This window comes from Cellulophaga omnivescoria, assembly GCF_001999725.1.
In the GTDB taxonomy this organism is placed as follows: Bacteria; Bacteroidota; Bacteroidia; order Flavobacteriales; family Flavobacteriaceae; genus Cellulophaga; species Cellulophaga omnivescoria.
The window spans coordinates 79,681-90,496 of record NZ_MDDP01000043.1 but is presented as its reverse complement, the minus strand read 5'-3'; the positions used below and the strand labels follow the sequence as shown (position 1 = coordinate 90,496).

11 protein-coding genes are annotated in these 10,816 nt (G+C 30.7%); 7 read left to right on the top strand and 4 right to left on the bottom strand.

Translation table 11 applies throughout. The features are described from left to right. The first annotated feature begins 41 nt into the window (after positions 1–41). The 3 genes from BFJ87_RS13575 to BFJ87_RS13565 all read left to right on the top strand — a co-directional run bounded on the left by BFJ87_RS13575 (position 42) and on the right by BFJ87_RS13565 (position 1,537). Entirely contained in the window at positions 42–461 is a 420-nt protein-coding gene (locus BFJ87_RS13575; RefSeq protein ID WP_077405644.1) for a hypothetical protein, read from the top strand. Positions 462–552: 91 nt separating this feature from the next. Beyond that, positions 553–876, top strand: a complete 324-nt coding sequence (locus tag BFJ87_RS13570) for a hypothetical protein (RefSeq protein WP_077405641.1) — start codon at positions 553–555, stop codon at positions 874–876. Position 877: 1 nt separating this feature from the next. Next, positions 878–1,537: an alpha/beta hydrolase gene (locus BFJ87_RS13565; RefSeq protein WP_077405638.1), complete on the top strand. Its 660-nt coding sequence runs from the start codon at positions 878–880 to the stop codon at positions 1,535–1,537. Positions 1,538–1,607: 70 nt separating this feature from the next. Here the strand turns inward: BFJ87_RS13565 and BFJ87_RS13560 are convergent, their stop codons facing one another. Further along, positions 1,608–2,120: a hydrolase gene (locus BFJ87_RS13560; protein ID WP_077405634.1), complete on the bottom strand. Its 513-nt coding sequence runs from the start codon at positions 2,118–2,120 to the stop codon at positions 1,608–1,610. Positions 2,121–2,131: 11 nt separating this feature from the next. Next, positions 2,132–2,881 carry an MBL fold metallo-hydrolase gene (locus tag BFJ87_RS13555; RefSeq protein WP_245799636.1) on the bottom strand — a complete coding sequence of 250 codons (750 nt, stop codon included), beginning with the start codon at positions 2,879–2,881 and terminating at the stop codon, positions 2,132–2,134. Positions 2,882–2,987: 106 nt separating this feature from the next. On the opposite strand from BFJ87_RS13555, the gene BFJ87_RS13550 reads away from it, so the two are divergent. Next, on the top strand, positions 2,988–4,433 hold the full coding sequence (locus BFJ87_RS13550) for a nicotinate-nucleotide adenylyltransferase (RefSeq protein WP_077405628.1): 1,446 nt from the start codon (positions 2,988–2,990) through the stop codon (positions 4,431–4,433). A gap of 41 nt (positions 4,434–4,474) precedes the next feature. Here the strand turns inward: BFJ87_RS13550 and bcp are convergent, their stop codons facing one another. Next, positions 4,475–4,927: a thioredoxin-dependent thiol peroxidase gene (gene bcp / locus BFJ87_RS13545; RefSeq protein WP_077405625.1), complete on the bottom strand. Its 453-nt coding sequence runs from the start codon at positions 4,925–4,927 to the stop codon at positions 4,475–4,477. A gap of 52 nt (positions 4,928–4,979) precedes the next feature. Between bcp and BFJ87_RS13540 the strand changes: the two genes are divergently transcribed. After that, entirely contained in the window at positions 4,980–5,642 is a 663-nt protein-coding gene (locus BFJ87_RS13540; protein WP_077405622.1) for an endonuclease III domain-containing protein, read from the top strand. Positions 5,643–5,870: 228 nt separating this feature from the next. Here BFJ87_RS13540 and BFJ87_RS13535 read toward each other — a convergent pair whose 3' ends face one another. Beyond that, complete coding sequence (locus tag BFJ87_RS13535; RefSeq protein ID WP_077405619.1) at positions 5,871–6,452, bottom strand: RNA polymerase sigma factor; 582 nt, start codon at positions 6,450–6,452, stop codon at positions 5,871–5,873. A 254-nt stretch (positions 6,453–6,706) separates the two neighbouring features. Between BFJ87_RS13535 and uvrA the strand changes: the two genes are divergently transcribed. Then, positions 6,707–9,487: an excinuclease ABC subunit UvrA gene (gene uvrA / locus BFJ87_RS13530; RefSeq protein ID WP_077405616.1), complete on the top strand. Its 2,781-nt coding sequence runs from the start codon at positions 6,707–6,709 to the stop codon at positions 9,485–9,487. A gap of 115 nt (positions 9,488–9,602) precedes the next feature. Continuing rightward, the gene (locus BFJ87_RS13525) at positions 9,603–10,799 is read left to right on the top strand and encodes a hypothetical protein (RefSeq protein WP_077405613.1); all 1,197 of its coding nucleotides are present in this window, start codon (positions 9,603–9,605) and stop codon (positions 10,797–10,799) included. Positions 10,800–10,816 lie beyond the last annotated feature (17 nt).

Sequence of the window (10,816 nt, the reverse complement as noted above, 5' to 3'; positions counted from 1 at the left end):
AAAAGATAGTCAACTTTTTTTAACCAACTAATTAATAAATTATGATTTTTGGAATTACCTTAATACTACTAGGTATTTTAGCCGCACCATCTTTACTATTATCTAAAAAGCCAAATGCCCAAGAACTATTAGACAAAATTACACCTTACCAAGGTTGGATAGGTTTGGCATTTTGTATTTGGGGAGTCTGGGGGATTATTTCTTGTATATTAAGATTAGGTATATTAACTACCAGTCCAATATACTGGATAACTTGGCTAGCTGTAAACGTACTTTTGGCTGCTTTAGGATTTATTTTAGGTTATGGAATGATAAACAAACATTTATTAGCTAAAAATGAAGAAGCAAAAGCAAAAGGAGAAGTTTTATTAGCTAAACTAAGACCTTTACAAGGGAAATTAGGTATGGCAGCTATTGCATTAGGTATTTGGCAAATAGTTACAAGCATATTGTTTTTTTAAAAAGTTACAATACAAATAATAAAAAATAAAAAGAGGTCTTAATTAGACCTCTTTTTTTTTACAAAATTTTTACCTTGCACAAAAAAATATAATGAGTACAAATCCTAAAGGAAAAACTACAGCAATAGTAGCTTACCTAACTGGTGTAGGCACCTTAATTGCAATTACTATGAATATGGATGATAAGCACGATTTTGCTCGTTTTCATATTAGACAAAACTTTGGTTTAAATTTATTTTTTTTAGGTTTTGCGCTATTTATAAGCCAATGGTTAAACTTATATGCTTCGGCTGGTTTGTACATCTCTTACATAGTATTATGGACCTATGGTTTTATTGGTATGTTAAATAACAAAAAACAAGCAATTCCGCTTATAGGAAAAGCTTCTCAAAAATGGTTCACTTTTATAAATTAGTATGACTACAGCACCTTTATCTTTAGAACACATTATACAACCAGCAACTGTAGAACAAGAAAAAACACCCGTTTTATTTATGCTACACGGGTACGGCAGTAATGAAGAAGATCTTTTTTCTTTTGCTACAGAATTACAAAAAGAGCTTTGCATTATATCTGTACGTGCTCCCTACCCTATGCAACCATATGGTAATGCTTGGTATGCCATAAATTTTGATGCGGAAAAAGGAAAATGGAGTGATGACGAGCAAGCCGCAGAATCTATAGAAAAAATACTTGTTTTTATAGATGAGGCCTGTAAAGCCTATAATTTAGATGAAAGTAATGTTACACTTTTAGGTTTTAGTCAAGGTGCAATTTTAAGCTACGCTACAGCAATTTGTTATCCTGAAAAAGTAAAAAATGTAATTGCACTTAGTGGATATATTAATGAGAATTTAATAGCCAAATTAAGGACAGATAAAGACCCTAGCAAACTAAATATCTATGCTTCTCACGGTACTGTAGACCAAGTAATACCAATTAGCTGGGCACAAAAAACACCTAATTATTTAAAAGGTTTAGGTATAGCGTGTACTTATGAAGAATACCCTGTTGGTCATGGTGTTTCTCCACAAGGTTTTTATTCTTTTAAAGAATGGTTATCTGATAAAATTTAAAAATAATATTACAAAAAAATAACCCCCTGAATATTTTATTCAGGGGGTTATTTTTTTTTTGTAAAAAAGACTAATCTCTTCTGTATAATAAATGATCCATCATTGTAAAATCCACTCCTAAATCATCTTTAAGATTATACTTAATTAACAATTCACCCCAATATTTACCATCAGAAAAATCCGCAATAATCCATTTGTGGTTTAAAACTTTTATCTTGTTAATTTTAAAATTACCTTCCATACCAGCGTAAGGCACTAACGGATTATCTCCTTTAGACTCATTGGTTTCTATTAGTTTATCTTCAATATATCTTGCAGGGTTTTCTAACCTTAAATGATCAAAACTTGTTAACGCATCATCATTATTTTCTAATAAAAAGTATTTAAGATCTAACATATTAATAGTAGACTGCTGTATGGAATCTTCAAGTCTAGTATTTTTAGTTTCAAGACTCTCAATTTTATCTTGTAACTGAGCAAACTTCGTATTAGTAGCATCAATCATTTTATTAGCACTTACAAACTGATATAATGCAATTAAAGCTGCAAAAATAAATAGGTATAAATATAAATACTTTTTCATTTGGTATTATTCTAAATGTTTATGGTTAAATTATCATAGGCCAAATGTACATTATTTGGCAAAGATTTTTCTACTTCTGCATGAAAACCTAATAAATGACTTATATGTGTTAAGTAAGCTGTTTTAGGTTTTACTGTATTTATAAACTCTAATGCTTCTTTTAAATTAAAATGAGAATGATGCGCCTCTATACGTAATGCATTTACCACCAATACTTTTACATCTTTTAATTTTGCAATCTCTTTTTTAGAAATACTTTTTACATCTGTTAAATAAACAAAATCATCTATTCTAAAACCAAATACTTCTAACCTATTGTGTAATGCCTTTATAGGTATAGCTACTTTATTTCCTAACTTAAAAGGAGTATTTTCTTTAATTTCATGTATAGCAACAGCAGGAGCCCCAGGATACCTGTCAATATCTGCAAAAATATAAGCAAAACGCTTTTTAAGAGCTTCAATTACTTGTCTATCTGCATATATAGGTATATCCCCTTGTCTAAAGAAAAATGGTCTTATATCATCTATACCTGCAGTATGGTCTGAGTGCTCATGAGTAAACAAAATACCATCTAAACTAGGTATAGGGTTTTGCAACATTTGCTGTCTAAAATCTGGACCACAATCTATTACATAATTGTACTCTTCCCATGAAATTAAAACAGATACTCTTAATCTTTTATCCTTTGGATTTTTACTTAAACATACAGGATGTTTACTACCAATAACTGGTATTCCTTGAGATGTTCCTGTACCCAAAAATGTGATTTTTAACAATTCGGCCTTTTTTATCAAATTTATAACATATTTATTTAATAGATAAATCTATCTTGTTAACTTTGTATACCGTAAAAAACAACAAAGAATGTCATCAGTCTTAAAAAAAGATTTTGCTTTTGAGAATATTCCTTCTACTAAAGCCAAAACCCTAAGAATAAATTTAAATCCTGATATCTACGGTACTTTTGCAGAAATTGGTGCCGGACAAGAGACTGCCAGACACTTTTTTAGATCTGGTGGCGCATCTGGAACCATTGCCAAAGCAATGAGTGCGTATGATAAAGATTTTAGTGACGCTATTTATGGCGTAGAAAACGATGGTAGATATGTTACCCAAGCACGTTTAAAAACAATGCTTTCTCATGAAATGGGATTAATGGAAGAACGTATTAGTAGAGAAAAGCACCCAGAACGTTTATTTTTCTCTTACGCAAACACTGTTGCTACTATAGATTTTGCCAAAAAATACAAAGGTCACGGTTGGGTTGGTATCCGTTTTCAGTTAGATCCAGACCAGAAAGAGTTTGACGAGATTATTATGCACGTTCGTTTTAAGCAAAACGAAGCTAGGTTGCAACAAGAAACTTTAGGAATTTTAGGTGTTAACCTTATTTATGGAGCGTTTTACAAATATCACAAACCACGTAAACTACTTAAATACCTTTATGACCATATAGATAAGGATACTGTAGAAATTGATATGATTAATTTCTCTGGTCCAAATTTTGAAAAAGTAGACAATAGACTAATTAGCTTACAGCTAATTAAGAATGATATGACGGATGCCGTTATGTTTGGCCCTGATGGTAATAACCTTTTACCAGCTGCTGTACTTTACAAAAAAAATATACTAGCGTTACGTGGTAGTTACAGACCAGTAACCAAAGTAAATATGGATATGTTTGAAAAATCTCATAATATTTTTATGAGTGAACAAACAGTAAACCCTGACAAAACTATTGTAATTTTTGAAATTACACTTGCCAATTTAAAAGCTAGTGGAGAAATAGATGAGCAAGATTTTATGGATAGAGCAGAACTATTATGTTCTCTTGGCCATACAGTAATGATATCTAAATTTCAGGAATATTTTAGACTTGTAGAATACTTTAATAATTATACAAAAGCTAAAATTGGTTTAACTATGGGTGTTAATAACCTTGTAGAGGTTTTTGATGAAAAGTATTATAGACATTTAAGTGGCGGTATACTTGAAGCATTTGGCAAATTATTCTTTAAAGATTTAAAGGTATACTTATACCCAATGAAAAACGAAGAAACTGGTCAGATTATGACAAGTAACAACGTTAAAGTACACCCAAGAATGAAAGAGCTTTACAAATTCTTTAAGTATAACGGCAAGGTAATGGATATCTTTGATTATGACCCAGAGATATTACATATCTTCTCTAGAGATGTATTAAAGAAAATTACCAACGGAGATAAAGACTGGGAAAAAATGTTACCAGAAGGTATTGCCGAAATTATAAAACGAAAAGAGTTATTTGTACGTAAGGCAGATAAAAAATAATTGAAAAAGCCACATTTTAAATGTGGCTTTTTTTAATGTTTTTATTCTAATATTTGTGCTGCATGGTCTTTGGTTTTAACCTTGTCTATAACTTTAGTTACTACACCATCTTCATCAATAATAAATGTTTTTCTATGAATACCATCGTAAACCTTACCCATAAACTTTTTTGTACCCCAAACACCAAAAATATTTAACACCGTATGGTCTTCATCTGCCAATAGCGGAAAAGGAAACTCATACTTTGTTTTAAAATTAGATTGTCTTTTAGCAGAATCTGCACTAACACCTAAAAGCTCATACCCTTGCGCTTGCAATTCTTTATAATTATCTCTTAAATTACAAGCTTCTGCAGTACAACCAGGAGTACTTGCTTTTGGATAAAAAAATACAATTAATTTCTTTCCTTTATAATCAGATAAGCTTACAGCATTACCATCTTGATCTTTAGATGTAAAATCTGCTACTTTATCACCTACTTTTAAAGTATTCATAAGTAAATTATTTAAATTCGTTTTTTCTAATTTTTAGTAAAGCTAATCAAAAATGACCAAGGCAGAAAAAGTTACTTTTACAATAAACAAACTTAAAGAACTATACCCTACAATACCAGTTCCTTTAGACCATAAAGATCCATATACTTTATTAATTGCAGTTTTAATGTCTGCACAAAGCACAGATGTACGTGTAAATAAAATTACGCCATTACTATTTGCAAAGGCAGACAACCCTTATGATATGGTTAAATTAACTGTAGATGAAATTAGAGACATAATTAAACCTGTTGGTTTATCTCCTATGAAAGCCAAAGGAATACACGGTTTATCACAAATGTTAATAGAAAAACACAATGGCATTGTTCCTAAAGATATGGATGAGTTAGAGAAATTTCCAGCTGTTGGACATAAAACAGCAGGAGTGGTAGTATCACAAGCCTTTGGAATACCTGCATTTCCTGTAGACACCCACATACACAGACTAATGTACAGATGGGGATTTACAAATGGAAAAAATGTTATACAAACAGAAAAAGATGCAAAAAGATTGTTTCCTAAAGAATTATGGAACGATCTACATTTGCAAATTATTTGGTACGGTAGAGAGTATTCTCCAGCCAGAGGTTGGGATTTAGATAAAGATATAATTACAAAAACAATAGGGAGAAAAACAGTGATTGAAGAATATTATAAAACCAAAAAGAGCCGTTAAGGCTCTTTTTTTAGTTCAAAATGTTTTCAAATTGCATCTCATTGTATGTAATTACATTCATCGATTTAGAATAATTCAGTAAAAACTGAACTGTACTTTTAGATGTTGCCATTATTGCACAAGAGTTGTTTTGTTGTTTAGAGTAAATTTTTTCCATATAAAATAGTATTGTTATAGTAAGATAACGCTACTATTTTAGAAATATTATACTCTTAGGTTAAAAACCTATTAATTCGTTAAAACGATGTTGTGCTTTTCTATTATTTTTCTCATATTAATTAAAGCATATCTCATTCTTCCTAATGCAGTGTTTATGCTAACTCCTGTATTTTCAGAGATTTCTTTAAAACTCATATCCTTGTAGATACGCATTAATAAAACTTCTTTTTGATCTTCTGGTAATTCTTCAATAAGAACTTTTAAATCAGAATCAATTTGGTTTTTTATTAATTGTTTTTCTGCATTTAACTTATCATCACTTATTACAGAAAAAATATTAAAATCATCGCTACCTTCAAACATAGGCATACGCTTATTTTTTCTAAAGTGATCTATAATTAAATTGTGTGCAATTCTCATTACCCACGGTAAAAATTTACCTTCTTCACTATAAGAACCCTTTTTTAAAGTTTTTATCACTTTAATAAAAGTATCTTGAAATATATCCTCAGTAATGTCTCTATCTAATACTTTAGAGTAAATAAAACTACTAATTCTTTGGTTGTGTCTATTAATTAATATTTCTAGAGATTTTTCATCTCCTGTAATATACTTTTTTACTAATACTGAGTCTTCAATTTGTAGATCCATTTCGAGTTACTTTTTTTGGTTATTTAATGCGTACCGCCTCCCTATATGGGAATAAGTTCATTTAATAGTGTTTAATAATTTTAAAAAAGTAATGTTCGCTATATAGGCCTATAAGTTTAATTACACTTCAAATATATATAAAATAAGAGGTTCGCAAAAAATCTATGTTGTGATTACCCCTATTTTTGATGTAAAAGCGTCTTTTATGGTTATTAAAAGGTACAAATTGTATCTTTACAGTATTAATTACGGATATGAATACACTTTTAGACGTCGACCCAAAACATAATATTATTATTAAAGGTGCTAAACTGCACAACCTCAAAAATATAGATGTTGTAATTCCCAGAAATAAACTTGTTGTTATTACTGGTTTATCTGGTTCTGGTAAATCTAGCCTTGCTTTTGATACACTTTATGCAGAGGGCCAACGTAGGTATGTAGAAAGTTTATCTTCATATGCACGCCAATTTTTAGGTAAATTGGACAAACCTAAAGTAGACTATATAAAAGGTATAGCTCCTGCAATTGCTATAGAGCAAAAAGTAAACTCTACAAACCCACGTTCTACTGTAGGTACTACAACAGAAATTTATGATTACTTAAAACTATTGTATGCTAGGGTTGGTAAAACAATATCTCCCGTTTCTGGTAAGCAAGTAAAAAAACACACTGTTACAGATGTTGTTAACTTTATTAAAGAGTATAGTGTAAATACAAAACTATTACTCCTTGCTCCTATTAAGGTTAAAGAAGATAGAGAGCCTTTAAAAGCTTTAGAAATGTTTTCTAAACAAGGGTATGCCAGAATAAAACACAAAGGTAAAGTTTTACGTATAGACGATTCTATTACACAAATGGATAGAGAGTTTTATTTGGTGGTAGATAGAATTATAACTAAAGATGATGAAGATTTTTATAATAGATTAGCAAATGCTGTTGATACTGCTTTTTTTGAAGGTGAAGGCAATTGTATTATTGAAGAATTAGAAACAGGTAAACAAACTACTTTTAGCAATAAGTTTGAGTTAGATGGCATTAAATTTATAGAGCCAAACGTACACTTATTTAGTTTTAACAATCCTTTTGGTGCTTGCCCAACTTGTGAAGGCTATGGTGATGTTATTGGTATAGACCAAGATTTAGTTGTTCCAAATACTGCGTTGTCTGTTTATGAGGGTGCAATTTTTCCTTGGAAAGGAGAAAGTATGGGCAAATATAAGGATGAATTTATAGCTGCTGCATATAAGTTTGATTTTCCTATACACAAACCTTGGTTTGAACTTACAGAAGAGCAAAAACAATTAGTTTGGGACGGTAATAAATATTTTACAGGCCTAAATAACTTTTTTGCAATGTTAGAAGAAAAGAGTTACAAAATACAAAACCGTGTTATGCTCTCTAGGTACAGAGGCAAAACTAAGTGTGCTACATGTAAAGGAAAACGTTTACGTCCAGAGACAGACTATGTTAAGATTAATGATAAATGCATATCAGAACTAGTAGAACTACCTATAGATACGCTAACAGATTTTTTTGACTCGGTTAAGCTAAATAAACATGATGCACAAATTGCAAAACGCTTGTTGGTGGAAATAACTACAAGACTTAGTTTTTTAAATAAAGTAGGATTAACATATTTAACACTAAACCGAAAATCTAATACATTATCTGGTGGTGAAAGTCAACGTATAAACTTAGCAACATCTTTAGGCAGTAGCTTGGTTGGGTCTATGTATATATTAGATGAGCCAAGTATTGGTTTACACCCAAAGGACACAGAAAATTTAATAGATGTTTTAAAATCTTTACGAGACCTAGGTAACACTGTTATTGTTGTAGAACATGATGAGGATATAATGAATGCCGCAGACCAGGTTATAGATATAGGTCCTGAGGCGGGTACACATGGTGGAGAGGTTGTAGCAAATGGTACTATGGAAGATATTTTAAAATCTACCTCTTTAACTGCTAGTTACCTAAATGGCACTAAAAAAATTGAAGTACCTAAAAAAAGAAAAAACTTTACCAATTTTATTAGAATAAATGGCGCAAGAGAAAATAACCTTAAAAATATAGATGTTACTTTTCCTTTAGGCATACTAACTGTGGTAACAGGGGTATCTGGTAGCGGAAAAAGTACATTGGTTAAAAAATTACTTTACCCTATAGTATTAAAAGAAATTGGAGGCTACGGAGAAAAAGCCGGACAATTTACTTCTGTAGAAGGAGAATATAAGGATATAAAAAATGTAGAGTTTGTAGACCAAAACCCTATTGGTAGGTCTTCTAGATCTAATCCTGTAACTTATATTAAGGCTTATGATGATATTAGAGCGTTATTTGCTTCACAAAAATTAAGCAAACTTAGAGCATACCAAGCAAAGCACTTTTCTTTTAATGTAGATGGCGGCCGTTGTGAAAAATGTAAAGGAGAAGGTGAAATAACTGTAGAAATGCAGTTTATGGCAGATGTACATTTACTTTGTGATGCTTGTAATGGTAAACGTTTTAAGAAAGAAGTACTTGAGGTAAAATTTCAGGACGCAAATATAGATGATGTTTTAACTATGACTATTGATGATGCCATTGCCTTTTTTGAAGAGCATCAACAATTAAAAATAATGAACAAACTAAAACCTTTACAAGATGTTGGTTTAGGTTACGTTACACTTGGGCAGTCTTCTTCTACCCTATCTGGTGGTGAGGCTCAACGTATTAAATTAGCTTCATTTTTAGTAAAAGGTAAAACAACCAACAAATCTTTATTTATTTTTGATGAACCAACAACTGGTTTACATTTTCATGATATAAAAAAATTACTAAAATCTTTTAATGCTCTTTTAGATAAAGGACACTCTGTTGTTGTAATAGAACACAATATAGATTTAATTAAATGTGCAGATTTTATAATTGACTTAGGGCAAGAAGGTGGTACAAAAGGAGGACAATTAATAGCTACTGGTACTCCAGAGCAAATTGCAAAAAGTAAAAAATCGTTTACAGCTAAATATCTTAAGGAAAAATTAAACTAAATTAATTTACTAATAATCAAATAGTTAAATACAAAAACTGTTTTTTGGCACGCTGTTTGTAATATAAATATCAGAATGTAAATAGTTGCATTCTGAATTTATAAAACCTTATAGTATGAAAAAATCAGTATTACTTTTTACAGCACTTTTAGTTGGTACATTTAGTACAATGGCTGTAACTACAGAAAACACAGAGAATAAGGTTGCAAGCAGCAATACTTTATTACAAAACAACTCTTTTACTTTTGTAGAGAACGGCGTAACATTTTCAGTTTTCCCAGATGGTGAGTTTGATTTCTTTATTGATAATAGAGTAAATGTAAATGCTAATATAAATTTAGGCAGAAACGCAAATATCACCTTTAATACAGGTTACAATTATAATGCATATGTACAGTATGATGATTACGGAGCTGTAATACAAGTAGAAAATGTTCCTATTTATTATGACTATTACGGAAGAGTAGAACAAATTGGTGATGTAAACATTAATTACAGAAACAATAGAGTTCACAGGCTTGGAGGTATGTATGTTTACTATAATAGTAGAGGATTTTATGATTATCACAGAGGATATATTAACAGGTATAACAGAAATTTTACATTTAACAGATACAATAGTTATTTTCATAGACCAGCAGTTAACTTTTGTTTAGTACAACCAAGACCATACAGAAGGTATTATGCTCCTGTTAGATATACGTATTATAGACCTTATACAAACAATTATAGAAAATCTTATGTAAGAGTTGGTAAATCATATAAATACAACAATAGAGACAATTACAGATCTTCTAAAGTGTACAGAAATGATAACAGAGTAACTACAAGAAGTAACAGAACAGTTGGCATTGCTAGAACAAACTCTAGAGCTGTTGTACAAAACTCAAGAAAAAGTAATAAAACTGTTATAGATAGAAATAACAGAGCTAATACTAGATCTACTACTGTAACTAGAACAACTAGTAGAAACCCTAACACATCTAGATCTGTTACGAGATCTACAACATATAAAACTCCTGCAAAAAGCAGAACAAATAGCAGAGTTGGTAATACAAGAAGTACTGCTAAAACACCAGCTAGAATCACTACTAAAAGAACTACAACGGTTAATAGAAAACCACAAAGTACTAATAGTAGAGCTACAAGAAGCACTACCAGAACAACTATAAGAGTAACAAAAACTCCTAGTAGAAGTAGTTCATCTAAAAGTAGAGCTGCATCAACAAGAAGCAGTTCTAGAACATCAAGTAGCACAAAAGCTCCATCTAGATCTAGTAGAACTAGTTCTAGTACAAGAAGCAGAAGATAATAAAGACAGTTTTTTAG

Bases quoted from the DNA above. Each gene is read 5' to 3' on its own strand.
- BFJ87_RS13575 (WP_077405644.1), top strand. From the start codon at position 42: ATGATTTTTGGAATTACCTTAATACTACTAGGTATTTTAGCCGCACCA.
- BFJ87_RS13570 (WP_077405641.1), top strand. From the start codon at position 553: ATGAGTACAAATCCTAAAGGAAAAACTACAGCAATAGTAGCTTACCTA.
- BFJ87_RS13565 (WP_077405638.1), top strand. From the start codon at position 878: ATGACTACAGCACCTTTATCTTTAGAACACATTATACAACCAGCAACT.
- BFJ87_RS13560 (WP_077405634.1), bottom strand. From the start codon at position 2,120: ATGAAAAAGTATTTATATTTATACCTATTTATTTTTGCAGCTTTAATT.
- BFJ87_RS13550 (WP_077405628.1), top strand. From the start codon at position 2,988: ATGTCATCAGTCTTAAAAAAAGATTTTGCTTTTGAGAATATTCCTTCT.
- bcp (WP_077405625.1), bottom strand. From the start codon at position 4,927: ATGAATACTTTAAAAGTAGGTGATAAAGTAGCAGATTTTACATCTAAA.
- BFJ87_RS13540 (WP_077405622.1), top strand. From the start codon at position 4,980: ATGACCAAGGCAGAAAAAGTTACTTTTACAATAAACAAACTTAAAGAA.
- BFJ87_RS13535 (WP_077405619.1), bottom strand. From the start codon at position 6,452: ATGGATCTACAAATTGAAGACTCAGTATTAGTAAAAAAGTATATTACA.
- uvrA (WP_077405616.1), top strand. From the start codon at position 6,707: ATGAATACACTTTTAGACGTCGACCCAAAACATAATATTATTATTAAA.
- BFJ87_RS13525 (WP_077405613.1), top strand. From the start codon at position 9,603: ATGAAAAAATCAGTATTACTTTTTACAGCACTTTTAGTTGGTACATTT.